General features: G+C 64.2%; 24 protein-coding genes. 11 read left to right on the forward strand and 13 right to left on the reverse strand.

The window, feature by feature from the left end:
* Positions 1-33: 33 nt before the first annotated feature.
* The gene (locus tag CUV01_RS13490; protein WP_101460928.1) at positions 34-693 is read right to left on the reverse strand and encodes a glutathione S-transferase family protein; all 660 of its coding nucleotides are present in this window, start codon (positions 691-693) and stop codon (positions 34-36) included.
* Positions 694-854: 161 nt separating this feature from the next.
* Complete coding sequence (locus CUV01_RS13495; protein WP_232962240.1) at positions 855-2,531, reverse strand: D-alanyl-D-alanine carboxypeptidase family protein; 1,677 nt, start codon at positions 2,529-2,531, stop codon at positions 855-857.
* A 250-nt stretch (positions 2,532-2,781) separates the two neighbouring features.
* On the opposite strand from CUV01_RS13495, the gene clpS reads away from it, so the two are divergent.
* From clpS to CUV01_RS13510, 3 genes are read left to right on the forward strand one after another with little or no spacing between them, the layout of a single operon-like run.
* Positions 2,782-3,099: an ATP-dependent Clp protease adapter ClpS gene (clpS, locus tag CUV01_RS13500; RefSeq protein WP_101462094.1), complete on the forward strand. Its 318-nt coding sequence runs from the start codon at positions 2,782-2,784 to the stop codon at positions 3,097-3,099.
* Between the two features lie 3 nt (positions 3,100-3,102).
* The gene (locus tag CUV01_RS13505) at positions 3,103-4,122 is read left to right on the forward strand and encodes a class I SAM-dependent methyltransferase (RefSeq protein WP_101460929.1); all 1,020 of its coding nucleotides are present in this window, start codon (positions 3,103-3,105) and stop codon (positions 4,120-4,122) included.
* Complete coding sequence (locus CUV01_RS13510) at positions 4,119-4,925, forward strand: SDR family NAD(P)-dependent oxidoreductase (protein WP_101460930.1); 807 nt, start codon at positions 4,119-4,121, stop codon at positions 4,923-4,925. Before CUV01_RS13505 ends, CUV01_RS13510 begins: the two co-directional genes overlap by 4 nt.
* Before the next feature lie 6 nt (positions 4,926-4,931).
* Here CUV01_RS13510 and CUV01_RS13515 read toward each other — a convergent pair whose 3' ends face one another.
* Complete coding sequence (locus CUV01_RS13515) at positions 4,932-5,378, reverse strand: hypothetical protein (protein WP_101460931.1); 447 nt, start codon at positions 5,376-5,378, stop codon at positions 4,932-4,934.
* Positions 5,379-5,456: 78 nt separating this feature from the next.
* Between CUV01_RS13515 and hemF the strand changes: the two genes are divergently transcribed.
* On the forward strand, positions 5,457-6,311 hold the full coding sequence (hemF, locus tag CUV01_RS13520; protein WP_101460932.1) for an oxygen-dependent coproporphyrinogen oxidase: 855 nt from the start codon (positions 5,457-5,459) through the stop codon (positions 6,309-6,311).
* Between the two features lie 7 nt (positions 6,312-6,318).
* Here hemF and CUV01_RS13525 read toward each other — a convergent pair whose 3' ends face one another.
* The gene (locus CUV01_RS13525) at positions 6,319-6,771 is read right to left on the reverse strand and encodes an Lrp/AsnC family transcriptional regulator (protein WP_101460933.1); all 453 of its coding nucleotides are present in this window, start codon (positions 6,769-6,771) and stop codon (positions 6,319-6,321) included.
* A gap of 94 nt (positions 6,772-6,865) precedes the next feature.
* Between CUV01_RS13525 and CUV01_RS13530 the strand changes: the two genes are divergently transcribed.
* Positions 6,866-7,459, forward strand: coding sequence for a LysE family translocator (locus tag CUV01_RS13530; protein ID WP_101460934.1), 594 nt, complete (start codon positions 6,866-6,868; stop codon positions 7,457-7,459).
* Here the strand turns inward: CUV01_RS13530 and CUV01_RS13535 are convergent.
* Together CUV01_RS13535 and hemE are read right to left on the reverse strand one after the other, a co-directional pair.
* Positions 7,456-8,334, reverse strand: coding sequence for an EamA family transporter (locus tag CUV01_RS13535; protein ID WP_101460935.1), 879 nt, complete (start codon positions 8,332-8,334; stop codon positions 7,456-7,458). The two genes, CUV01_RS13530 and CUV01_RS13535, sit on opposite strands and share 4 nt — an antisense overlap.
* On the reverse strand, positions 8,335-9,363 hold the full coding sequence (gene hemE / locus CUV01_RS13540; protein WP_422385840.1) for a uroporphyrinogen decarboxylase: 1,029 nt from the start codon (positions 9,361-9,363) through the stop codon (positions 8,335-8,337).
* Between the two features lie 78 nt (positions 9,364-9,441).
* Between hemE and hemC the strand changes: the two genes are divergently transcribed.
* Positions 9,442-10,383: a hydroxymethylbilane synthase gene (gene hemC, locus CUV01_RS13545; RefSeq protein ID WP_101460936.1), complete on the forward strand. Its 942-nt coding sequence runs from the start codon at positions 9,442-9,444 to the stop codon at positions 10,381-10,383.
* A gap of 143 nt (positions 10,384-10,526) precedes the next feature.
* Here hemC and lexA read toward each other — a convergent pair whose 3' ends face one another.
* From lexA to CUV01_RS13580, 7 genes are all read right to left on the reverse strand, one after another.
* Positions 10,527-11,252 (reverse strand): transcriptional repressor LexA, encoded by a 726-nt coding sequence (gene lexA / locus CUV01_RS13550; RefSeq protein ID WP_101460937.1) that lies wholly within the window; start codon positions 11,250-11,252, stop codon positions 10,527-10,529.
* Positions 11,253-11,358: 106 nt separating this feature from the next.
* Entirely contained in the window at positions 11,359-12,543 is a 1,185-nt protein-coding gene (locus tag CUV01_RS13555; protein ID WP_101460938.1) for a molybdopterin molybdotransferase MoeA, read from the reverse strand.
* Positions 12,543-13,013 (reverse strand): cyclic pyranopterin monophosphate synthase MoaC, encoded by a 471-nt coding sequence (gene moaC / locus CUV01_RS13560; protein ID WP_101460939.1) that lies wholly within the window; start codon positions 13,011-13,013, stop codon positions 12,543-12,545. Before moaC ends, CUV01_RS13555 begins: the two co-directional genes overlap by 1 nt.
* On the reverse strand, positions 13,010-13,801 hold the full coding sequence (gene trpC, locus CUV01_RS13565) for an indole-3-glycerol phosphate synthase TrpC (protein WP_101460940.1): 792 nt from the start codon (positions 13,799-13,801) through the stop codon (positions 13,010-13,012). The genes moaC and trpC overlap by 4 nt, the downstream gene beginning before the upstream one ends.
* A gap of 74 nt (positions 13,802-13,875) precedes the next feature.
* On the reverse strand, positions 13,876-14,514 hold the full coding sequence (locus CUV01_RS13570; protein ID WP_101460941.1) for a uracil-DNA glycosylase: 639 nt from the start codon (positions 14,512-14,514) through the stop codon (positions 13,876-13,878).
* Positions 14,511-15,536, reverse strand: a complete 1,026-nt coding sequence (trpD, locus tag CUV01_RS13575; RefSeq protein WP_422385841.1) for an anthranilate phosphoribosyltransferase — start codon at positions 15,534-15,536, stop codon at positions 14,511-14,513. The genes CUV01_RS13570 and trpD overlap by 4 nt, the downstream gene beginning before the upstream one ends.
* Positions 15,533-16,135, reverse strand: a complete 603-nt coding sequence (locus CUV01_RS13580) for an anthranilate synthase component II (protein ID WP_101460942.1) — start codon at positions 16,133-16,135, stop codon at positions 15,533-15,535. The genes trpD and CUV01_RS13580 overlap by 4 nt, the downstream gene beginning before the upstream one ends.
* 112 nt (positions 16,136-16,247) lie before the next feature.
* Between CUV01_RS13580 and CUV01_RS13585 the strand changes: the two genes are divergently transcribed.
* The 5 genes from CUV01_RS13585 (at position 16,248) to CUV01_RS20110 (ending at position 23,307) form a co-directional block, all read left to right on the forward strand.
* On the forward strand, positions 16,248-17,150 hold the full coding sequence (locus tag CUV01_RS13585) for a hypothetical protein (protein ID WP_101460943.1): 903 nt from the start codon (positions 16,248-16,250) through the stop codon (positions 17,148-17,150).
* A gap of 1 nt (position 17,151) precedes the next feature.
* Complete coding sequence (locus CUV01_RS13590; protein ID WP_101460944.1) at positions 17,152-18,330, forward strand: aminotransferase; 1,179 nt, start codon at positions 17,152-17,154, stop codon at positions 18,328-18,330.
* Positions 18,331-18,443: 113 nt separating this feature from the next.
* Entirely contained in the window at positions 18,444-20,378 is a 1,935-nt protein-coding gene (locus tag CUV01_RS13595) for a peptidylprolyl isomerase (RefSeq protein ID WP_232962242.1), read from the forward strand.
* Entirely contained in the window at positions 20,378-21,880 is a 1,503-nt protein-coding gene (trpE, locus tag CUV01_RS13600) for an anthranilate synthase component I (protein WP_101460945.1), read from the forward strand. The genes CUV01_RS13595 and trpE overlap by 1 nt, the downstream gene beginning before the upstream one ends.
* 188 nt (positions 21,881-22,068) lie before the next feature.
* Positions 22,069-23,307 (forward strand): Hint domain-containing protein, encoded by a 1,239-nt coding sequence (locus CUV01_RS20110; protein WP_232962244.1) that lies wholly within the window; start codon positions 22,069-22,071, stop codon positions 23,305-23,307.
* Positions 23,308-23,452 lie beyond the last annotated feature (145 nt).

The raw sequence follows: 23,452 nt of genomic DNA on the forward strand, positions 1-23,452 counted from the left end.
TTGCGGTGGCAGTTGCGCGCCCCGTTGATGCGATCATTCGGCCTCGGTCAGCCGCGCCTCCCACATCTTGCGGAATGCCGGGCGGGACTGGCAGTCGTCGAGCCAGTCGCGAATGGCAGGAAAGCGGCCTGTCAGTTGCTTGTGGCCCTGCGCATAGCGGATGACCTCGGCCATGTTGATATCGGCCACGGTAAAGCGCCTGCCGACCATGTTTCCGTTTGCAGCAAGATGGTCCTCGACCACCTGCATGGGGCGGGCGAGGCGGTCGCAGGCGGCCTCTATCGCGGCCTTGCCACTGCTGGTCTCGGCATCGCCTGTGCTGTGCAGGAACAGGATCGTCAGGGCGTCGATCTCGATCGCTGAGCAGGCATAAAAGCTCCATTGCGACATCAGCGCGTCTTCGCGTGGATCGGCAGGGCCGAAGGGCTGGCCGTGCTTGCGCGCGAGATACAGCGTGCAGGCCATCGATTCGGACAGGACCAGCCCCTCATCCTCGATGACCGGGATCGCGCCGGCCGGAGACAGCTTGAGAAACTGGGGCGAGCGTGTGTTCAGCGGCGCATTGTCGGCAGAAGCGTCAGGCAGGCGATAGGCCTGGATCACGGGGATCTGGCGAAAGGGCAGACCGATCTCGTGGCAGAGCCAGATGATGCGCGAGGCGCGCGAACGGGTGACGCCGTGAATGGTCAGCATGTGCAAGCTCCGATGGATGTGCCGTCAGGTTATGTCGGCCTTATTGCGTCGTGAAGGGGGTATACGCGGCGGGTGACGCAACCTGCGGAAAAGACAGGGGCGCGGTCGGTTCCGACCACGCCCACTGTCATTTCAAATGTTTTCGGCTGTCGCCTGTCTGGTCAAGGCGAAATCAGGCTGCAGGTTTCCTGCCGGGCCGTCGCGCGGTCGCAAACCAGTTGCGCCGATGCTTTGGTCAGGCCAAGGAAATTCGCCTCGAAGCCGCGGATCGTATTGGCGACGTGACGCCGACCGCCTTCGACTGCCGGGCCACCCTGCAATGCCACCTGCAGCAACAGCCGGTCAGCCTCTGCCTGCGAGCGATAGCGCCCGAGGTTTACACCCCAGTTGGACGGGCCTGCCGCCGCGCGCGAGACAATCTCGGCGGCTGCCGGGTCAGAAATATCACCCTCGCCCATCGCAGCCAGGATAACGGTTTCGGTCCGGCGCTTTGGTGCCTCGGATGCTACCAGCGTCAGATCGCCGCTTGGGGCCGATGCCGGTGCCGCTGCAGCCGCAGGTTCGGCGGCTGCGGTCTGTACAGGCGTTTCGGCCTGACTGCGGGCGCGTGGTGACGGAACCGGGCGGTTGGATGCTGCCAGAACCGGCGCGGCCAGACTGGCGGATTGCGCGGCTGGCGCCTTTTCATCCTCGGCCACGGCCATGCGAACGGCCTGATCGACGGCTTCGCTGCGGGCCGCGGGGCGTAGCCGGGGCCGGATGCTGCTGGACAGGGCCAGTTTGGTCGCCGAGGGCGCCGGCGTGGCCTCGCGCAGCGCATTGACGATCTGTCCCGGTGCGACGGATGCCACAACCGGCGCAGGGGTCGGCGCGACCTTGACGACGCGCCGTGTGCGCTGTGGCGGGTTGGAACTGGCCAGGGTCAGCGTCCGTGGCTGGGTCGCGGCAGGTTTCGGCTCGACCTGGGCCTTGCGAACGACCTTTTGCGCCAGCAGTTGCGGCGTCTCCGGGCGCACTTCACGTGCGTTTGCGGGGACCTTGCCAAAGCCGGCATCCAGCAGCTGCGCCATCACCTGATTGCGCTGTGCGGTCGAGGTGCCACCAAAGACAGTTGCGACGATGCGTTTCTTGCCGCGCTGCGCCGAGGCCGTCAGGTTGAACCCTGCGGCACGGGTGTAGCCGGTCTTGATGCCGTCAGCGCCTTGATACGCATCCAAAAAACGTTTGTTGGTCGACGAAACCTTGGCAATCCCGGCATCGGCGGAACGGCGCGAGAACAGCGAATAATATTGCGGGAAATCATAGAACAGCCGGCGACCAAGGATGCTCATGTCATGAGCCGTCGAATAGTGACCCTGCTGCGTCAGACCGTTCGCGTTGCGGAAATTGGTGTTCCGCATGCCAAGCGCGCGCGCGGTCGCGGTCATCTGCGCGGCAAACGCCTCTTCCGAGCCGGTCAGACCTTCGCCGATTGCCGTTGCCGCGTCATTCGCGGATTTGATCGCAGCGGCGCGGATCAGATAGCGCAATTCGATCTTTTGCCCGGCCTTGAGCCCCAATTTCGAGGGGGGCTCGGCGGCTGCATTGGACGAGATCGGAAATTTGGAATCCAACCGAACCTGACCACGCTCTATCGCGGCAAAGGCCAGATAAAGCGTCATCATCTTCGTCAATGATGCGGGGTGAAGTTTCGTATCGGCGTTCTGTGTATAGACCGGCTTGCCCGTTCGGGCGTCCATCACATAGGCGGCAAAGGGTGCTGCAGTTGCGATGGCCGGTGTCAGAACCGCCAATGATATGAGTGCCCAGGCACGGGCGAATCGTGTGATGCGGGTCACTGTCTAGATCTCTTCTGCCTCGGGAGCGTATCTTTATTCGCACGCTCTTCATTAATATTATGACAATAGCACGCAAGAATCGTGCTGGGAACCTGACATTTGAACAAAAAAAATCCAACCGGATGGGTTGGCGCCGGGCGAAGGGCAGGCGGGGGGCTTTCTTCGGCGACGATTACGCCTATATTGTGGCACTCAACCACCAGCGCCGCGCGACATTGCGCCAGACTTAGAGGCCTTGATGACGCATTGGATGTCCGAGCCACCGGACCACAAGGATCAGACCGATATTGCAGTCAAGCCGCGCGCCAAGACGCAGCGGCCGCCACTGTACAAGGTCCTGTTGCTGAACGATGATTTCACGCCGATGGAATTTGTCGTGCATGTGCTGGAACGCCTGTTCAACATGACCCATGCGCAGGCGATCGAGATTATGCTGACCGTGCACCGCAAGGGAATTGCCGTCGTCGGGGTCTTTTCGCATGAGATCGCCGAGACCAAGGTCGCGCAGGTCATGGAACTTGCACGGCGACAGCAGCATCCGCTGCAATGCACCATGGAAAAAGAATAGAAATTGATCGATCCACGTCTTGATCTGGCCTTCGGCGATCAACCGCCCGATGGCGATGTGCTTATCCTGGGGGCCGGTGGCCAAGCCGGGCTGGGCTGCTTTGACCCGGCGCGCAGCCTGCTGGTGCAGGGGCAGTTTGCCGACCACCAGGCGCTGACCGCGCAGGGCTGGACGGTCGTGACCGAGCCGCCCGAGGGGCAGGTTTTCGATATTGCGCTGGTCTGTCTGCCGCGCGCCAAGGCCGAGGCGCATGCGCTGATCCACGCGGCATCGCGGCGCCTGCGCCCCGGTGGCGCGCTGTGGATCGACGGGCAAAAGACAGACGGCGTGGATTCGCTGCTGAAAGACCTGCGCAAACGGGCTGAGATTGTTGAACAGCACAGCAAGGCGCATGGCCGCATCTTTCGCATCGACCGGCCCGAGGGGGATTGGCTGCCGGATGAATGGGCCGCGCAGCCGCACACCGTTGATGGCGGTTTCGTCACCGTGCCGGGCGTGTTTTCAGCCGATGGTGTAGATCCGGGGTCTGCCCTGCTGGTCCGCCACTTGCCGAAACGCCTGCCCACGCGGATGGTCGATCTGGGTGCTGGCTGGGGCTGGCTGGCCGCGCAGGTGCTGGCGCGCGACGGCGTCTCGCAGCTGCATCTGGTCGAGGCCGATCATGCGGCCCTGGGCTGCGCGCGGCAGAACGTCACCGATCCGCGCGCCAGTTTTCATTGGGCCGATGCCCGCGATTTCGCTCTGCCAGAGCCGGTCAATGGCGTGGTGATGAACCCGCCCTTTCACATTGGGCGCGCCGCCGATCCGGGGTTGGGCACCGCCTTTATCGCAACCGCCGCGCGGCTGTTGACGGGGGCGGGCAGGCTGTGGATGGTGGCCAACAGGCATTTGCCCTATGAGACCGCCCTGACGCGCCATTTCTCGCGCGTCGAAGAAATCGGCGGCGATGCACGCTTCAAGATCATCGAGGCGACCGGCGCGCAACAAAGCAAGGGTCGTGGCAGCAAAGGGGGCAAGGGATGAGCCTTTCGCTACAGGGTAAGACCGCCATCGTGACCGGGGCAGGGCGTGGCATTGGCCGGGCCGTCGCCCGCAATTTCGTTGAGCGCGGCGCCAATGTCATGTTCGCCGATAGCGACGAGGCATTGCTGGAGGCCGAACTGGGTGCCAATCTGGACAGCGACGGTCCCGTGCGCGCCTTTGCCGGCGACATGAGCGAAAAACTGGCGATGGCGAACCTGCTGTCGGCGACGCTGGACGCCTTTGACCGGGTGGACATGCTGGTCAACGCGCATCGGCTGGTGCGCGCATCGGACCCGCTGGATACCGATGTCGATACGCTGGACGAGATGATGCGCCAGAACATGATGTCCGCGCTGCGCATGTCGCAGATCGTCGCGCGCCGGATGATCAAGCAGGGCGAGGCGACGCCTGACGAGGACGAGATCGGTTCCATCGTCAACGTCTCGACGCTGGCCGGCAGCCGGCCGATCCCGGATCTGTTGGGCTATTCCATCGCCTGCGCGGCGCTGGAGCAGGCGACGCGCGGGCTGGCACTGACGCTGGCGCCGCACCGGATCCGGGTGAACGGCGTTTCCTTCAGCAGCGTCATGTCGCACGAGTTGAAGCAGGCGCTGCGAGAGGAAACCGAACTGCGCGACCGGGTTATCGCCGGGACGCCCATGGGGCGCATCGCCGCCGCAGACGAACTGGCAGATACCGTGCTGTATCTTGCCGGCAGCGGCGCCAGCTTTGTCACCGGACAGATCCTGACCGTCGATGGTGGGCGCAGCCTGCCCGACCCGGTGACATCGAGAATGCTTTGAACGCCGCTACTGACTGGGTGCAGGTGCGGCTGTAACGGTGCTGTCCTCTTCGGGAAAGGCGGTCCGGCAGGCGCGCACATAGGCCTCGGCTTCGGCTGTCAGTTCAGATTTGCGCGCAGAAAGGTTGTCACGCTTGCGGCTTTCGGCGGCCGGGTCGATTGCCACCCGGAAGCGTTCCGTATCCGTCACGTCGCGCCAACAGGGCGTCGAGACCATGCGCGGTTCATCATCATCGCCGCGCTCGATGCGGCGACAGGTGCCCCAGACGGTGCGTGAAACGGTCCGTTCTTCCCAGGCATAGCCGCGGGCCAGATTGCCCTCGACCTCGGATAACAGGTTGCTGACATTGCGATATTCGGCCGTGTGCTTGCGAATGCAGCGTTCCTGCGGGGTACCGCATGCGGCCAATAGTAGCGGCAGGGCGATGGCGGTCATTGCGATATTGCGGGTCATGAGACTGGCCTTTAGGTGTTTGCCCGGATGCTAGCCGGAAACTGTGCATTCCGGCAAATCAACAAATGAGGCCGCCGCATGGACGAACAACGCCACATCGCCGCCAGCTGGTTCCGCGACCTGCGTGACCGTATCACCGCAGCGTTCGAGGGACTGGAAGACAAGGGCCCCGATGGCGCAGCGCCGGGCAGGTTCGAGGTCACGCCAACGGAACGCGCAGAGGATGGCGGCGGCGGGATCATGTCGGTCATGCGCGGCGGGCGTGTCTTTGAGAAGGTCGGCGTCAACTGGTCCGAGGTGCACGGCACCCTGTCGCCCGGTGCACAGGCGGCGATGGCCGCGCGCGGCGTGCCGGGGATGGACGCCGATCCGCGCTTTTGGGCCAGCGGCATCAGCCTGGTCGCCCATATGCAGAACCCGCACGCCCCGGCGGTCCATATGAATACCCGTATGTTCTGGACCCCCGGCGCCTGGTGGTTCGGGGGCGGCGCGGATCTGAACCCCTGCATCGAATATGCCGAGGACACCGCCCATTTCCACGACACACTGCGCCGTGCCTGCGACGCCCATGGCGCGGACTACTATGATCGATTCAAGGCCTGGGCGGATGAGTATTTCTTTATCCCCCACCGTGGACGCGCGCGTGGCGTGGGCGGGGTCTTTTTCGATGATCTGAATACCGGCGACTGGTCTGCCGACTTCGCCTTTACCAAGGCTGTGGGCGAGGCGTTTTTGCCCGCCTTTCTGCCGCTTGCCGAACTGCGCATGGCGCGGGACTGGGGCGATGCCGACAAGGATGCCCAACTGATCCATCGCGGCCTCTATGCCGAATACAATCTGGTCTATGATCGGGGCACCAAGTTCGGGCTGGAGACGGGTCACAATGCCGATGCCGTGCTGATGAGCCTGCCGCCTCTGGCGAAATGGGTCTAGCCGGCGCTCAGGCGCGGTCATCCTTTGGGCTGCCCATGACAACATGGGTGGTGATGCGCGCGATATCCGCGAAATCGCCCAGCACGTCGCTGTGAAACTGCTTGTAGGCGGCCAGATCGCGGCATTCGACGCGCAGCAGATATTCCACGGTGCCGGTGATGTTATGGCATTCACGCACCTGCGGTGCCGCCCGACAGATCCGTTCGAACGCCTGTTGGGCGGCGTTCGTATGCCGCGCGAGGCCGACCGTCACATATGCGGTAAAGCCGATGTCACGTGCCTCGGCGCTGATGATGGCGCGATAGCCGGCGATGATGCCGCGCCGCTCCATCTCCTGGACCCGGCGCAGGCAGGCTGAAGGCGACAGCCCGACCTTGGCTGCCAGTTCCAGATTAGAGATGCGGCCATCCTGACCCAGGACGCGCAATATTTGATCGGAAATCTGCTCTGTTTCACTCATTGATTGTGAGTATCCGGCATCACTGAGTAAATCAGCAATAAAATTGTGAAGATTCCATCGTATTTATTGCGCCTGACATTCATGGGGTGAGTCGATGCAAACCGAGCTGCTGTTGGCCTTTTCCGGGTTCGCCGCCGTGACCCTGTTCACGCCGGGTCCCAACAACATGATGCTGATGGCATCGGGGGCGAATTTCGGAATTCGACGGTCATTGCCGCATCTGTTCGGGGTGGCGCTTGGATTTCCGGCGATGGTCGCGCTGATGGGGCTGGGCATCGACCGGCTGTTTGCGGCCTTTCCTGCGCTGGTGCCGGCGATGCAGATCGCCAGCTTTGCCTATATGATCTATCTCGCCTGGCGGATCGCGCATGCTGGCGCGCCGCGCGACAAGGCGGCTGAAGTCGAGGCGCGCCCGTTCACCTTTCTGCAGGCGGCGGCCTTTCAATGGGTCAACCCCAAGGCCTGGGCGATGGGGCTCGGCGCGCTGTCTGTTTATGCTGCGGGCCTTGGTGGCAGTCTGTGGGTCGTCGTGCTGTTTGCCGCGATCGGCATTCCGTCAGCCGCAACCTGGACGGCGATGGGGCAGGGGTTGCGGCGTTGGTTGGCGCGGGGCAGCCGGCTTGTCTGGTTCAATCGCAGCATGGCGGTGCTGCTGGTCGTGTCGATGCTGCCCGTCCTGTTTCACTAGCCCACAACGGCCAGCAACAGCCAGGCGACGCCGAGGACGATCAGCCCCATGCCGGCCCATTGGCGCGCCGAGACGCTTTGGCGAAACACGCGGCCTGAAATCACCTGCGCGAGCGGCACCTCGATCAGGGCCAGCGTGCGCACATTCGCCGCCGAGGTCAGCGCGAAACCCGAGAACCAGAACAAAGATGCCAGCGCGCCAAGCGCGCCTGCGGCCAGCGAAACGCGCCATTCCCGCAGGATGCCGCCCAAAGCGGCGCGGTCGAACAGGATCAGCCAGATCAGCGCCAGAACGGTCTGGATTGCCAATGACAATGCCAATGCGGTCAGCGCGCGGAGGAAGAACCCGCCCTCGGGCAGGGCCAGAATCGCGCCGCGAAAGCCGATGGCCGCCAGCCCGAACAGCGCACCCGCCGCGACGCCCTGAAACACGCTGCGCCGCCCCAGACGCGACCAATCCGCCCCCGAGACCAGCAATACCCCCGCCACAGCAATCGTGATCGCCGCGATGCGCGACCAGCCAAGCGGTTCGGCCAGCAGAAGCGCACCGATCAGCGCCAGCGTCACCGGCTCGGTCTTGCTCAGCGCGGTCGCGACGCCAAAGCCGCGCCCCTGCATCGCCAGCAACAAAAAACCCGTGGCCAGCATTTGCGCGATCGCGCCGGTTACGGCCCATCGCAGAACAGTGCCGTCCGGCATGGGCAGGGTTGTCACCGCCGCCGCCACCGCCAGCGCGATCAGCGCGAAGGGCAGGCCAAAGATGAACCGCACCGCTGTCGCCCCGGCCGTGCCGATACGCCCGGTCAGCCCCGCCTGTGCCGCGTTGCGCCCGGTCTGCGCGACTGCCGCGATCAGCGTTGTGGCAACCCACAGCATTCAGACGCTGCGAACGGCGTCGATCATGCGTGCGACGTTATCGGGATCGGCGTCTGGCGTGATCCCATGGCCCAGATTGAAGATATGCGGCCCCTTGGCGAAGGTGCGGGTGATGTGCTGCGCCTCTCTCACCAGATCGTCGCCGCCCGTGACCATATGACGCGGGTCCAGATTGCCCTGCACGCAGCCACCCGGCTGAACATGCGCTGCCGCCCAGTCTGCATCGACAGAATTGTCCAGCGCCACCGCATCGGCGCCGGTTGCCTTGGCAAATTCGATATAGCGTTCACCCGCCTGACGCGGGAAGGCGATGATCGGCACTTCCGGATGGCGCTCTTTCAGCGCCGCGATGATCTGCGCCGTGGGCGCCAGCGCGAAATCGTCGAAATCCTGTCCCTTGAGGCTGCCTGCCCAACTGTCGAACAGCTTGACCACCTCGGCCCCGGCATCGATCTGCGCGGACAGATAGAGGATTGTGGCCTCGGTGATCCGCTGGATCAGTGCGGTAAATGCGGCGCGATCAGCGTCCTTGAAGGCGTGGGCGGGGCCCTGATCGGGCGTGCCACGGCCCGCAACCATGTAAGTCGCCACCGTCCATGGCGCACCCGCAAAGCCGATCAGCGTGGTGTCGCGCGGCAGTTCACGCGACAGGATGCGCACGGTTTCATAGATCGGGGCCAGCGTTTCGTGCACCGTCTCAGCCGGTTTCAGCGCGTCCACACCGGCGGCATCGGTGATCGTCGACAGGCGCGGACCTTCGCCTGTCACGAACCAGAGGTCGGCCCCAAGCGCCTGTGGTACCAGCAGGATATCGGCAAACAGGATCGCCGCGTCAAAGCCGAAACGGCGGATCGGTTGCAGCGTCACCTCGGCGGCGAGTTCGGGGTTGTAGCACAGCGACAGAAAGTCACCGGCTTTTGCCCGTGTGGCGCGATATTCGGGCAGGTATCGACCCGCCTGTCGCATCATCCAGATCGGCGGGGTCGGCAGGGTCTCGCCCGCAAGGGCGCGCAGCAGCAATTTTGTCATCAGGCCTCCTGTTCGCGCCCCATTCACGGGCCGGGCGGGGCATTGTCAAGCAGCGCCGCAGCGACTAAGCCCTGCCGCATGAACGATATACCCTCCTCCGAACGTCCGTTGCGCATTGGAACGCGTGGCTCTGTCCTGGCGCTTGCGCAGGCGCAAGAGACCCGTGCGCGGCTGATGGCTGCCCATGATCTGCCGGTCGATGCCTTCGAGATCGTGGCGATCAAGACCACCGGCGATCGGGTGACCGACCGGCCGCTGAAAGAAATCGGTGGCAAGGGGCTGTTCACCAAGGAAATAGAGGATGCGATGCAACGCGGCGATATCGATATCGCTGTGCATTCCTCGAAAGACATGCCGACGATGCAGCCGGAGGGGTTGGTGCTGGACTGTTTTCTGCCCCGTGCGGATGTGCGCGATGCGTTTGTCAGCCTGCATTACCAGTCGATCGCAGACCTGCCGCAGGGCGCGGTTGTGGGATCGTCCAGCTTGCGGCGCCGGGCACAGCTGGCACATCGCCGGCCTGACCTGAAACTGGTCGAATTTCGCGGCAATGTGCAGACGCGCCTGCGCAAACTGGACGAGGGTGTGGCCGTCGCCACGTTCCTGGCCATGGCGGGGCTGGAGCGGCTGGATATGCTGCATATCGCGCGCCGCGCCATCGATCCGTCCGAAATGTTGCCCGCTGTTGCGCAGGGCGCCATCGGGATTGAATGGCGCGAAGGCGATGCGCGGGCCGATGCGCTGTTGCGGCGGATCAATGATGTCGAGACGCAGCAGCGCGTGCGCGCCGAACGTGCCTTTCTGGCGCGGCTGGACGGGTCGTGCGAGACGCCCATCGCCGGTCTGGCCGAGGTGCAAGGCGACCGGCTGCGCCTGCGCGGTGAGATCCTGCGTCCCGATGGCAGCGAGGCTGTGGCAGGCGAGCGCGAGGGCAGTGTGGCCGATGGCGTCTCGATGGGGGTGGATCTGGCCAATGAATTGCTGGGCCGCGCCGGTCCTGATTTCCTGACGCTGGCCTAATCAGACCGACGCCGCTGCGCAGCCCGGATTAACAGCTAGGTGGGGCGTGGCCGGGTGCGCGGCTAAAATCGCAGCCGCGCTTTCGCGATGTCAGGATATCCGACTGTTCGGCATGGTCCCGCAAAGCGGCCATCCATACCGCATCAATAGCTGCGGATCAGCCCCACCAGACGCCCCTGCACACGCACGGATTCCTCTGGCAGGATGCGCGTCTCATAGGCGGGGTTTGCCGCCTCAAGCGCGATCATCGCGCCGCGGCGGCGATAGCGCTTCAGCGTGGCTTCATGACCTTCGACAAGCGCCACGATAATGTCACCGTTCTCGGCGCTGTCCTGTTCGCGGATCACGACCACATCGCCGTCGTTGATCCCGGCCTCGATCATGGAATCGCCTTTGACCTCCAGCGCATAGTGACTTTCGCGCCCTGACAGCATGCTGCCCGGCACGGCGATGTGGTGTGACACCTCTGAAATTGCCTCGATCGGCACACCGGCTGCGATCCGGCCCATCAAGGGCAGTTCGACCGCCGCGCTGCCTGTCACCGACATGGCACCGCGAGGTTGCTTGGGGCGATCATTGCTGATCACCCGTGGCGAAAAGCCCGTGTCGCTGTCTGCGCGCATTGCGCCGGGGATCGCTGCTGCGCCGCCCATGCTGTCGGGCAGGCGGATGATTTCCAGAGCGCGAGCGCGGTGCGGCAAACGCCGGATAAAGCCGCGTTCCTCAAGCGCTGTGACCAGCCGGTGAATCCCGGATTTGGAGCGCAGGTCCAGCGCGTCCTTCATCTCATCGAACGAGGGCGGCACGCCGTCCCGCGCCATGCGTTTTTGAATGAAATCCAGCAGTTCGATCTGCTTTTTTGTCAACATCTGCTCTGATCTCCACGCGGGCCGAATTGCGGCGGTGTTCGATGAATGTTCTACACCGTTTGACGAATCACGTCAACAATCTGCACCGCCGCACGTGAACAAACTGTTAACTTCCGTTTTGCAGGGCGATGTAATCGACGATCTCTCCGGCCTTGCGGGGGCCGTCTTTCGCAGGACGGATCATCAGGGCATCCGCCTGCGACATCAGCAAGAGCCGCGCCGAGTCCTGATCGTCAAAGCTGTCGATCGTGGGAAGGTCGTCGCCCTCGCCAAGCTTTGCGCGCAGGTAATGTTCGCGTGGCCCCTCGGGGCGCAGATCGCGGATCAGACGAGCGCGCCGCAGCGGGATATTTGCAGCCAGTCCCTGCATGCGCAAGATGAGAGGTTGCACGAATATCAGTGCGCAAACAATTGATGAGACGGGATTTCCGGGCAATCCAAGCATCGCGGATTTGCCGATCTTTCCGGCCATCAACGGTTTGCCGGGGCGCATGGCGATTTTATAGAACGCGCGCTGCATTCCCAGTTCCGAGGCAACCTGACCGACCAGATCGTGATCGCCGACAGAGGCGCCACCAATGGTGACGACCAGATCGGCGTCGGCCGCGGCGGCAAAGCTGTCGCGCAGGCTGGCTTCGGTGTCGCGTGCGATTGGCAGCAGATCAACCTGGGCACCGACATCGCGGGCAAGTGCCGCGATGGCGATGTCGTTTGAGCAGATGATCTGGCCCGGCTGCGGCTCCTGGCCGGGGCGCAGCAATTCGTCGCCGGTCGCCAAGATTGCGACGCGGGGGCGTCGCGCGACGGTGATTTCGGGGATGTTCATGGCCGCCAGCAGGCCGATATCGGACGCCGTCAGCAGGCGTTGCGGGTCAAAGCTGTCGCCTTGAGAGAAATCGTTTCCGCGCAGTCGGATATGTGAAGGACCTGAAGCGTCGGTGACGGTCAGGGTGTCGCCGTCCCGCTGCGTGTTTTCCTGCATGACCACACGATCATAGCCGGCCGGGACGCTGGCACCGGTGAAAATGCGGATGGCCGTGCCGGGTGCGGCCTCGCCGGACCATGGGTGGCCGGCGGCTGCCTCGCCAATGACTTGCAGCGTCTGGTCAATATCCTCGGCGCGAAGGGCATATCCGTCCATCGCGGCCGCATCGAACGGGGGCTGCGTCAGGCGCGCGCGGACCGGGCCAAGCAAGGCGCGGCCGGCTGCGTTGGCGATGCCGATATCTTCGCCTTGCGGTGCTGGTGCGAGGGCCAGAACGAGGTCGCGCGCCTCTTGGACGGTAATCATCAATCTGCCTCGTAGTTGCCTGATTTTCCGCCGGTTTTCGTGACAAGACGAATGCCTTCGATGCGCATGCCCTTTTCGGCGGCCTTGAGCATGTCATAGATGGTCAGGCAGGCGACGGATACGGCGGTCAGCGCCTCCATCTCGACGCCGGTTTGCCCGGTCGTGCGCACGGTCGCGGTTACCTGAACGCCCGGCAGTTCTGCATCGGGGGTCAGTTCCAGCGCCACCTTGGTGATGGGCAGAGGGTGGCACAGGGGGATCAAATCGGATGTGCGTTTCGCGCCCATGATGCCGGCCAGTCGCGCGACGCCCATGACGTCGCCCTTTTTGGCGCCGCCAATGGCCAGCGCCAGCGTTTCGGCGGTCATGATGACGCGGCCTTCGGCCACGGCTTCGCGCGCGGTGACGGGTTTTTCCGAGACGTCGACCATATGCGCCTGACCGGCGGCATCGAAATGTGTCAGGCTCATGCGAAGACCTGCAGGATATTGCGCGTGGCCGCGGTGACATCGTCCTGACGCATCAGGCTTTCGCCGATCAGAAAGCGGCGGATGCCGATCTTCATCATCTGGGCCACATCTGCGTGGGTGAACAGCCCGCTTTCGCAAACGATATCACGATCATCCGGGATGCGCGGCGCGAGTTCTCTTGATACATCAAGAGACAGTTCGAACGTCTTGAGATTTCTGTTATTTATCCCAATCAACGAGGATCTGAGCCGCAGCGCCCGGTCCAGTTCGGCGGCGTCATGTACCTCGATCAGCGCGTCCATTTTCCAGTGACGGGCCGCGTCTTCCAACTCGGCTGCCAGCGTGTCATCGACAGAGGCCATGATGATCAGGATGCAATCGGCACCCCAGGCGCGGGCTTCGGCCACCTGATAGGGATCATAGAGGAAATCCTTGCGCAGTGCCGGCAGATTGCAGGCATCGCGCGCCGCGGTCAGGTATTCGGGTGCGCCCTGGAAACTGGGCGTATCGGTCAGGACCGACAGGCAGGCGGCGCCACCCGCCTGATAGGCGCGCGCCAGCGTGGCCGGGTCGAAATCGGCGCGGATCAGCCCTTTGGAGGGGCTGGCCTTCTTGATTTCGGCGATCAGTGCCGGGCGCTTTGCGGCCTTGTTGGTCAAAGCAGCGGCAAAACCGCGCGTCGGTGTGGCTGAACGGGCGGCGTTTTCCACTTCGGCCAGCGGACGCGCTGCCTTGGCGGCGGCGATCTCTTCCAGCTTATAGGCCTTGATCTTGTCGAGAATATGCATGTGTTGGTTCTAGCCTTGGCTTTGCCGCAGGGGAAGGGGGATTGCCGCCCGGTTTGGTCGACGGCGCGGATGCGTCATCCGGTCCAGTCAATCGGCGGGCGCCCTTGCGCCGTCAGCCAGTCATTGACCCGGCTGAAGGGGCGGCTGCCAAAGAAGCCACGGCGCGCCGATAGCGGCGAGGGATGCGCGGTGCTGATGCACAGATCCTGTTCGCGCGGCAGCCCCGCCACCGCCTTTTGCGCATGTGCGCCCCACAGCACAAAGGCGACCGGGCCGTGGGACTGCGCCGCCGCGACCGCCTGACGGGCGAGCTTGCCCCAGCCCCATTTCGCATGGGCACCGGCCTTGCCCGGCAGAACCGACAGCGCCGTGTTCAGCAGCAGCACGCCTTGCTGCGCCCAGGGTGTCAGGTCGCCGGTATAGGGCGCGCGTCCCAGATCGCTGTGCAGTTCAGCAAAGATATTCCTCAGCGAACGCGGCAGCGCGATGTCGGGCGCGACCGAGAATGCCAGCCCGTTGGCATGGCCGGGGGTCGGATAGGGGTCCTGGCCCAGGATAACGACAGAGGTCTGCTGCGGCGTGGTGGCCTCGAGCGCCGCGAAAAGGCGGTCGCGGCCCGGCAGCCAGTCTGGCTCGGTCGTCAGCCTGTCTCGGATCGCGGGCCAATCGTGCTGAAAGAAGGGCAAATCCGCCCATGCCTTGGGCGGGATCATGCCTCGGGCGGGCCGGTCACATCGGACAGTGCCGTCAACCGGGCCTTGGCCGCGCCGCTGTCGATGGATTCGCGGGCGATCTCTGCGCCCTCGGTCAGGTCAGAGGCGCGCTCGGCGATGACCAGCGCGGCTGCAGAGTTCAGCAGAACCGCATCGCGATAGGCGCCGGCCTCGCCGTCCAGCAGCGCGCGGAAGGCGGCGGCATTCTGGGCGGGTTCGCCGCCGATGATGGCGTCGAACGGATGGCGCGGCAGGCCGGCATCTTCTGGCGTGACCACCATTTCGGTGATCTGGCCATTCTTCAGCGCCGAGACCCAGGTTTCGCCGACAATGCTGATTTCATCGGTGCCATCGCTGCCATGCACCAGCCATGCCGCATCGCTGCCCAGATCCCGCAGCACCTCGGCCATGGGCCTGATCCAGTCCTTTGAAAATGCGCCGGTCAACTGGCGCCGAACCGAACCCGGATTGGTCAGCGGTCCCAGCAGGTTGAAGATCGTGCGCGTGCCCAACTCGGCGCGGGGCGGACCGACATGGCGCATCGCGGGGTGGTGCATCGGCGCCATCATGAAACAGATGCCGGCGCTGTTCAGTGCCTTCTGGGCGATTTTCGGGCCGCCCATGACATTTATGCCCATCTTGGTCAGCGCGTCTGCCGCACCGGATTTGGATGACAGGTTGCGATTGCCATGCTTGGCCACCGGCACGCCGGCCCCAGCCACGACAAAGGCCGTGGCGGTCGATATGTTCAGTGTGCCTTTGCCGTCGCCGCCGGTGCCGACGATATCCATGGCACCGACCGGGGCCATGATCCGGTGCATCCGCGCACGCATTGCCCGCGCGGCAGCGGCGATTTCGTCTACGGTTTCACCGCGAACACGCAGCGCCATCAGCAAGCCGCCGATTTGCGCAGGCGTGGCGGCGCCGTCGAACAGGGCGGAAAACGCTGCCTCTGCCTCGGGGCCGGTCAGCGGACGGGAGGCGGCAAGGCCGATCAGCGGGCGGATATCGTCAGTGATCATGCGGCCTCGGCGCGTGGGGTGCAGCGGGACAGAAAGTTGCGGATCAACGCATGGCCGTGTTCGGACGCAATTGATTCGGGGTGGAATTGAACACCCTCAATCGGCAGCGCCTCGTGGATCAGGCCCATGATGGTGCCATCGTCGCTGCGCGCCGTCACGCGCAGGCTGTTGGGCAGCGTTTCCGGTTCGACCGTCAACGAATGATAGCGCGTGGCCTTGAGCGGCGAGGGCAGGTCGGCAAAGACGCCGCTGCCGTCATGGGTGACCTCGTCCACCTTGCCATGCATCACGCGCACGGCGCGGACGACCTTGCCGCCGAACGCCTCTCCGATCGCCTGATGGCCCAGGCAGACGCCAAAGACCGGCAGGCCTGCCTCGGCGGCGGCCCGGATCAGCGGCACGCAGATCCCCGCTTGCGCCGGATCGCAGGGGCCCGGTGAGATCACGATGCCGTCAGGGTGCAGGTCCAGTGCCTGTTCGACGGTCAACGCGTCATTGCGGTGAACCGACACATCGGCCCCGGCCTCGCCCAGATAATGTACGAGGTTCCAGGTAAAGCTGTCGTAGTTATCGATCAGCAGGATTCGGGGCGTGGCCATCGGCGGTCCTCGTCGCTTGGCGCGGGGGCGGTTTCCCCCGGATTTCGGACCCGCTATAGATGGGCCAAAGCGTGCCGGGGGGTCAAGCCCGGCCAGCAGGGAAACGAGGCGGATGGCAAAGGGATTCGGAACGGGGCTGATCCATGGCGGGCTGCTAAGCGCCGCCGCGCTTGCTGCGCTGTCATTGGCGCTGCCCTTGCCGCAGCCCGAGCAGCCGGCGTCGGTTGCAGCCCCCGATGTCCCGACGAGCGGTGATTCCGAGCAAAGTGTTTCCGCAGATCAGTCTCTGCCTGTGGCGCAGGAACCGGCGATTGCCCCCGATCCGGTGGTGTCGCCGGAAGACGTGGCCGATACGTCCGCGCCTGCGCCCGATGCGGAAACGTCGCCAATGCCTGAAACGCCTGACGCCGAGACCGACACCGTTCCGCGCGCCGCGGCGGTTGATCTGCCCGTCGGGTCGGAATTCGGGCGCGGCATTGATATGGCGCCACCGGTGCCCGCTATCCCGCAAGGCCCGCAGGCCGGGGCTGGCCTCAGCGAGGCACCCGCGGTTGTAGCACCTGCTGCAGAGCCTGCGCCGGTGGCCGCGGCAGAGCCGGTTGAGATGCGCGATCCGGTGGCGGGCGCGGTCCCGCGTGACGCCCTGGCCGCGCCCGATACGCCTGAGACGCCGCAGGCCGCGAGAATGCAGGCACCACAAGCGCCCGCGCAGCCCGAGGGTCCGGCGGGGCTGAGTGGCGGCGCTGCGCCAGATGCCGCGCCGCAGATGCCTGCGCCCGTTTCGCTGCCCGCGGCAACCCGATCAGATGCCACGGTCGGTGAGCCAGAAGACGACGCCCCGCCTGAACCTGTTGTTGCGCCCGAGCCCGATCCGGCGCCCCAGCCCGAGCCCGACGATCAGCCTGCCGCTGCCACGGGGGCGGGAACGCCGGCGCCGACGCTGCCGCCCGCCCCGTCGCTTGATCTTTCGACGCCGCCCGATCTGACCGATCTGCGCGCATTAGAGCGGAACTGACATGACAGCACCGATGAACCCGGCACTTGCCGCAACCTTCAGCCCGCCGGTGATGGAGGCGCGGCGCTGGTTGAACGGCGTCGATTTTCCAGCCGACCGCCCGCTGATCAATGTCAGCCAGGCCGCCCCGGTCGAGCCGCCCCCCGAGGGGCTGCGCCAGGCCATTGCCGAGGCCGCACTCAACCGCCCCGAGGCGCATCTTTATGGTCCGGTCCTGGGCAATCCCGAACTCAGACAGGCCGTGGCCGAAGAGTTTTCTGCCGGCTACGGAACGCCGTTTCAGGCCGGACAGGTGGCGATCACGCAGGGCTGCAATCAGGCATTCTGCGCCGCCATGACCATGCTTGCGGGGGCAGGGGATGAGGTGATCCTGCCAGTGCCGTGGTATTTCAATCACAAGATGTGGCTGGACATGATGGGCATCGTCACGCGTCCCCTGAATTGCGACGATGCGATGCTGCCCGATGCGCAGGCGGCCGCGCGACTTATCGGGCCGCGCACCCGCGCCATCGTGCTGGTTACGCCCAATAACCCGACCGGCGCTGAATATCCGGCAGATCTGGTGGCGCAGTTCTATGACCTGTGCCGCGTCCATGGGATCGCGTTGGTGCTGGACGAAACCTATCGCGATTTCGACGCGCGCGACGGCGCGCCGCATGACGTGGCGGGGCGCGCCGGTGCCGATGAGACGCTGATCCAGCTTTATTCCTTTTCCAAGGCCTATCGCCTGACGGGGCACCGTGTGGGGGCGATGATCACCGGGCCAGATCGCCTGGCCGAGGCCGAGAAATTTCTGGATACGGTCGCGATTTCGACCTCGCAGCTTGGCCAGATCGGGGCGCTGTGGGGGATGCGCAACCTGCAGGACTGGCTGGCGGGCGAGCGGCTTGAGATCCTGTCGCGCCGGGCCGCTGCCACGCGCGCTCTGTCGCAAATGCCGGGCTGGCAGTTGCGCAGCTGCGGCGCCTATTTTGCCTGGCTGAGGCACCCCTATGCCGGGTCATCGGCAGATCTGGCGCCAAGACTGGTGCGCGAGGCCGGCGTGCTGGCTTTGCCAGGCACCATGTTCATGCCCGAGGGTGATCAGCAGGGCGCGACCCATTTTCGCATCGCCTTTGCCAATGTCGATGCAGCCGGGATCGAGGCTCTGGCAGGACGGCTGACCGGATTTGACGGCTGATCGCAGATCCTGACGATCCCGTGCAGCAGGCCGGGGGGCCTTGTCGCCGGTTGACGTGGGCCCTAAAGACGCCGGGACAACAATCACGAACCGACAGAAACGAGACGCGCGCTATGGCAAACCTGCGGACCAAGGGCAAATCAACCATCGTCTGGATCCTGATGGGGATGCTGATCCTCGGCCTGGGCGGATTTGGTGTCACCAATTTCGGCGGTGGCCAGACAGAGGTCGGGCGGGTTGGTGAAACCAAGATCACCGCCGAGGATTATTCTCGCAGTCTGCAAAACCAGTTGAACGCCTTTAGCCGGCAGGCGGGCCAGCAATTTACCATGGCACAGGCGCAAAGCATCGGCCTGCCGCAGCAAGTGCAGGCGCAATTGCTGGGCTCGGCGGCGCTGTCAGAGGATGCGCGCCGCATTGGACTGTCGGTCGGTGATCAGCGCGTGGCCGAGGTGATCACCTCTGCGCCCAGCTTTCGCGGACCGAACGGCCAGTTCGACCGTGTGGCTTACGGCGAAATGCTGCGCCGGCAGGGGATGAACGAGGCCGAATTCGAGGCCGAGATCCGCGAAGACGAGGCACGGCTGATCCTGCAACGCGCCGTGACCGAGGGCGCGCCCGCACCCGCGCCGATGGTTGACCAGACGGTGCAGTGGCAGCTGGAAAGCCGCGATATCACCTGGCGTGAACTGACCGCCGATCAACTGGCCGAACCCGTCGCCCGCCCGGATGACGAAACACTGCAAGCCTGGCATCAGGCGAATGCAGAGCGTTTCACCGCGCCCGAATTGCGCAAGATCACCTATGCCTGGCTGACGCCGGAAATGCTGGAGGATGAGGTCGAACTGGACGAGGACGCATTGCGCGCCGAATATGACCGCCGCATCGACGAGTTCCAGCAGCCTGAACGCCGCATGATCAGTCGTCTTGTCATGCCCGATATGCCCGCCGCCGAGGCCGCCAAGGCGGGGCTGGACGCGGGCGATGTACCGTTCGAGGCGCTGGTGCTGCAACGCGGCCTGACGCTGGATGACATCGACCTGGGTGAGCTGAGCCAGGCAGAGCTGGCAGGCGAGGCCGGCGAGGCTGTGTTCGCACTAGAGCAGCCGGGTGTGGTCGGGCCGTTTCAGACCAATCTGGGTCCGGCATTGTTTTCCATGAATGCGATCCTCGAGCCGGTCGATATTTCGTTCGAACAGGCGCAGGACGCCTTGCGCGGCGAGGCGGCGCTGGCCCGCGCAGGCCGCATGATCGAAGAACTGACCAGCGATTTCGAGGACCGGCTGGCCTCTGGCGCAACGCTGGAGGATCTGGCCGAAGAAACCCAGATGCAGGCGGGTCAGATCGACTTTGATGCTCAGACCGCGCCCCAGCACACCGGCATCGATGGCTATCAGGCATTTCGTGAACGCGCGGCCGCCGTTAACGAGGGGGATTTCCCGCAGCTTTATCAACTGGACGATGGCGGCGTGTTCGCCCTGCGTCTGGACGAGATCGTGCCGCCGACGCTGAAACCGTTCGACACGGTTGCCGACGAGGTTGCCGAGGACTGGATTGCCTCGGAAACGCGCGGCATGTTGCAGGTGCAGGCCGAAGAATTCGCCATTGATGCGGAATCGCTTGCGGCCACGCAGGCGCCCGCGCCGAATGCTGCAGAGGACGCCACGGTCGAAGAACCCGAGCAGACCGAGGCGCAGCAGGCCGCAGCAGCAATTCCCGAAGGTCGGACGCTTGAGGGGCTGACCCGTGACGGCTGGATTGATGGCGCGCCGGTCGAACTGATCAGCCAGGCGTTTGCCATTGCCGAACCCGGCACCACCCAGGCCGTGACCGCGCAAGGGCGGGTCTTTCTGGTGACGCTGGATGCGGTGCATGCGGCAGACCCGCAGTCAGACGCGGCCAGCGAGGCAGCGAGCGGCGTTTCCGAGCGGTTGCAGCAGTCGCTGCAGGACGATCTGTTCGACTATTATGTGCGCGCGGTTCAGGCCAAGCAGGGGATGCAGCTTAATCCCTCGGCCATCGCTGCCGCAGAATCCATGGTTCAGTGATGGACCTGTCGCCCGATTTCGACGCTTTCGAGAAGGGCTGGGCCGAGGGCCGCAACCAGTTGGTGACCATCCGTCTGGCCGCCGATCTGGATACGCCCGTCAGCGTGATGCTGAAACTGGCCGAGGCCGCGCCGAACAGCTTCATGCTGGAAAGCGTGACCGGGGGCGAGGTGCGGGGGCGCTATTCCATCGTCGGGATGAAACCGGATCTGATCTGGGATTGCCGTGATGGCCATGCGCGGATCAACCGCCACGCCCGCTATGCCGATGACTTCCAGCCCGAGGATCGCCCGGCGCTGGACAGTCTGCGTGCGTTGATCGAAGAAAGCCGGATCGACATGCCTGACGGCGTGCCGCCTGCCGCGGCCGGGCTGTTCGGTTATCTTGGTTATGACATGATCCGGCTGGTCGAGCGTCTGCCGGATGTGAACCCCGATCCCTTGGGTCTGCCCGACGCGGTGATGCTGCGTCCCTCGGTCGTGGCAGTGCTGGACGGGGTGAAGGGCGAGGTCACGCTATGCGCGCCCGCATGGTACGCCGCCGATGTGCCTGCCCGCGCCGCCTATGCCCAGGCCGCAGAGCGCGTGATGGAGGCGCTGCGATCGCTGGATCGTCAGCCCGCCCAAAGCCGCGCCCTTGGCGATGACGCCAGGGTGGGCGAGCCGGTGTCGAACTTTGCCAAGGCCGATTATCTGGCCGCGGTCGAGACGGCCAAGGATTACATCCGCGCGGGCGATATCTTTCAGGTCGTGCCATCGCAGCGCTGGTCGATGGATTTCCCTCTGCCGCCGTTTTCCCTCTATCGCAGCCTGCGCCGCACCAACCCGTCGCCCTTCATGTTCTACCTGAACTTTGGCGGCTTCCAGATCGTCGGCGCCAGTCCCGAGATCCTTGTCCGCCTGCGCGAGGGCGAGGTCACTGTCCGCCCCATCGCGGGCACCCGCCCGCGCGGCGCCGATGAGGCCGAGGATCGCGAGCTGGAGGCCGATCTGCTGGGCGATCACAAGGAACTGGCCGAACACCTGATGCTGCTTGACCTTGGCCGCAACGATGTGGGTCGCGTGGCCAAGATCGGCACCGTCCACCCGACCGAGGAATTCAAGGTCGAGCGTTACAGCCACGTCATGCATATCGTGTCCAACGTGGTCGGCGAATTGCGCGAGGGCGAGGACGCGCTGTCGGCCCTGCTGGCCGGTATGCCCGCGGGCACGGTCAGCGGCGCGCCCAAGGTCCGCGCCATGCAGATCATCGACGAGCTGGAGCCCGAAAAGCGCGGTGTCTATGCCGGCGGCGTGGGTTATTTTGCTGCAAATGGCGAGATGGACATGTGCATCGCCTTGCGCACCGGCGTGATCAAAGGCCAGACGCTGTACATCCAGGCCGGCGGCGGCGTGGTCTATGACAGCGACCCCGAGGCCGAATTCATGGAAACCGTGAACAAAAGCCGGGCCTTGCAGCGGGCTGCCGAGGATGCGGCGCGCTTTGTGCGAGGGAACGGCTGATCCGTCAGCTTGGCTGTCGGGTCAGGCCGGCTCGGCAGCACCTGGAAATAGACAGAACGATGTAAGGTCCGACCGTGAAATCCGCTGTCGGAGGCCTCGGCATATTTATCTTTTGTTTAAAATGCACACCACATGGTTTATAATTCAGGGTGCTGCGCACGACAATTTAACAAGTTTGGTATCAGATCATGCCCAATACCCTCATCCAGCCATCGACATTGTATCTTGGCGAGACGACGCTTTCCGGATCATCGGCGGCAGGAACGGTTCTCAACAGCTCGAATTCCACCCTGACCACGGGGCAAGCCTGGACCGATCCCGCGCCCTCAGATGTCGGTGGCATGGATGCGAGCAACACGTCGGACAGCTATCGCGGAAATGCCTCGACATTATACGCTGAAAACCACCCCAATGATGATGTGTATCTCGAGCTGGGCGAAGGCATTCGTATCGACCGCAATGCAGATGGGGACCTGACGGACGAGCCGTGGCTGCGCATAACCGAGATTGCCCGTTATGGCGGCACCCAGATCCAGTTAAGCGACGGAACAGTAATCACCGGTGCAGTCAATCTGGTGACTGCCGTCGGCCCCGGAGGCACGGATTTCTATCAGACGATCTTGTTCGGGGATGACCTGGTCGCCAACATAAATGCCGTGACGGAGGGCGGCGGCGTTGCCATTGCGCGCATCACGCTTGGCAATTACGTCGGCTACGGGGGCGGGACCGCCGACCTGACGCAGGTGATGTTGGCGAGCAATTTCGACAGTGAGGTGTTCTCGGAAGATGTTGAAATCATTTGCTTTGCAAACGGATCACAGATCGAGACGGAACTTGGCCCGCGACCTGTCGAACAGTTGAACGTCGGCGATCTGGTTGCCACGAAGGATCAGGGGCTTATGCCGATCCGCTGGATCGGCCGCAAAAACCTGGACGCAGCGACTCTGAAAGCCAATCCCGGGCTGTTTCCGATCCGTATCGGGGCAGGGGCGTTGGGCAAGAACAATCCCGATCGCGATCTTCTTGTCAGCCCGCAGCACCGCGTTCTAGTGAACAGCAAGATCGCCCGGCGCATGTTCGGGTCAGATGAAGTTCTGGTCGCCGCCAAGCACCTGACAGCGCTAGAGAATGTCGAGGTAGCGACGGATGTTGCTGAGCTTGCCTATTTTCACATCCTTGTGGATGGGCATGAAATCGTCACGGCGAACAATCTGGCCTGCGAAACGCTGTTTCCGGGGCCGATTACACGCAAGAACATCGGCGATGCCGCATGGGAAGAGGTGACCACCCTCTTTCCGGATTTGCTGGACCCGGATTTCATACCCAATCTCGCACGCACCACGCCTTCCGGCCGAAAGGCTGCGCAACTGATCCTCAGGCACCAAAAGAATGAAACGCCGCTGGTCAACAGCGACGTCGCCGCCTGACTGCCTGACGCGCCCCGGAAGATGAGGGTGAGGCTGGGCGCGACAAACTGCCGCGCGGATGGACATGCGCGATCAGATATCCGCAATTGTGATGTCAGGCGACTGTCCGGCGCGTGTCGTGCGGCGGGACATTCTTTGATCTGGC

Source organism: Paracoccus tegillarcae (assembly GCF_002847305.1).
Lineage (GTDB): Bacteria > Pseudomonadota > Alphaproteobacteria > Rhodobacterales > Rhodobacteraceae > Paracoccus > Paracoccus tegillarcae.

What these genes read in the sequence shown, in the direction of transcription:
- CUV01_RS13580 (WP_101460942.1), bottom strand. Translation starts at nt 16,135, where the DNA reads ATGGCCACGCCCCGAATCCTGCTGATCGATAACTACGACAGCTTTACC.
- CUV01_RS13570 (WP_101460941.1), bottom strand. Translation starts at nt 14,514, where the DNA reads ATGATCCCGCCCAAGGCATGGGCGGATTTGCCCTTCTTTCAGCACGAT.
- moaC (WP_101460939.1), bottom strand. Translation starts at nt 13,013, where the DNA reads ATGAGCCTGACACATTTCGATGCCGCCGGTCAGGCGCATATGGTCGAC.
- hemF (WP_101460932.1), top strand. Translation starts at nt 5,457, where the DNA reads ATGGACGAACAACGCCACATCGCCGCCAGCTGGTTCCGCGACCTGCGT.
- trpE (WP_101460945.1), top strand. Translation starts at nt 20,378, where the DNA reads ATGGACCTGTCGCCCGATTTCGACGCTTTCGAGAAGGGCTGGGCCGAG.
- CUV01_RS13585 (WP_101460943.1), top strand. Translation starts at nt 16,248, where the DNA reads ATGGCAAAGGGATTCGGAACGGGGCTGATCCATGGCGGGCTGCTAAGC.
- CUV01_RS13525 (WP_101460933.1), bottom strand. Translation starts at nt 6,771, where the DNA reads ATGAGTGAAACAGAGCAGATTTCCGATCAAATATTGCGCGTCCTGGGT.
- CUV01_RS13555 (WP_101460938.1), bottom strand. Translation starts at nt 12,543, where the DNA reads ATGATTACCGTCCAAGAGGCGCGCGACCTCGTTCTGGCCCTCGCACCA.
- hemE (WP_422385840.1), bottom strand. Translation starts at nt 9,363, where the DNA reads ATGACAAAATTGCTGCTGCGCGCCCTTGCGGGCGAGACCCTGCCGACC.
- trpC (WP_101460940.1), bottom strand. Translation starts at nt 13,801, where the DNA reads ATGCATATTCTCGACAAGATCAAGGCCTATAAGCTGGAAGAGATCGCC.
- CUV01_RS13595 (WP_232962242.1), top strand. Translation starts at nt 18,444, where the DNA reads ATGGCAAACCTGCGGACCAAGGGCAAATCAACCATCGTCTGGATCCTG.
- CUV01_RS13515 (WP_101460931.1), bottom strand. Translation starts at nt 5,378, where the DNA reads ATGACCCGCAATATCGCAATGACCGCCATCGCCCTGCCGCTACTATTG.
- CUV01_RS13590 (WP_101460944.1), top strand. Translation starts at nt 17,152, where the DNA reads ATGACAGCACCGATGAACCCGGCACTTGCCGCAACCTTCAGCCCGCCG.
- CUV01_RS13535 (WP_101460935.1), bottom strand. Translation starts at nt 8,334, where the DNA reads ATGCTGTGGGTTGCCACAACGCTGATCGCGGCAGTCGCGCAGACCGGG.
- trpD (WP_422385841.1), bottom strand. Translation starts at nt 15,536, where the DNA reads ATGATCACTGACGATATCCGCCCGCTGATCGGCCTTGCCGCCTCCCGT.
- CUV01_RS13490 (WP_101460928.1), bottom strand. Translation starts at nt 693, where the DNA reads ATGCTGACCATTCACGGCGTCACCCGTTCGCGCGCCTCGCGCATCATC.
- CUV01_RS20110 (WP_232962244.1), top strand. Translation starts at nt 22,069, where the DNA reads ATGCCCAATACCCTCATCCAGCCATCGACATTGTATCTTGGCGAGACG.
- hemC (WP_101460936.1), top strand. Translation starts at nt 9,442, where the DNA reads ATGAACGATATACCCTCCTCCGAACGTCCGTTGCGCATTGGAACGCGT.
- CUV01_RS13530 (WP_101460934.1), top strand. Translation starts at nt 6,866, where the DNA reads ATGCAAACCGAGCTGCTGTTGGCCTTTTCCGGGTTCGCCGCCGTGACC.
- clpS (WP_101462094.1), top strand. Translation starts at nt 2,782, where the DNA reads ATGTCCGAGCCACCGGACCACAAGGATCAGACCGATATTGCAGTCAAG.
- CUV01_RS13510 (WP_101460930.1), top strand. Translation starts at nt 4,119, where the DNA reads ATGAGCCTTTCGCTACAGGGTAAGACCGCCATCGTGACCGGGGCAGGG.
- lexA (WP_101460937.1), bottom strand. Translation starts at nt 11,252, where the DNA reads ATGTTGACAAAAAAGCAGATCGAACTGCTGGATTTCATTCAAAAACGC.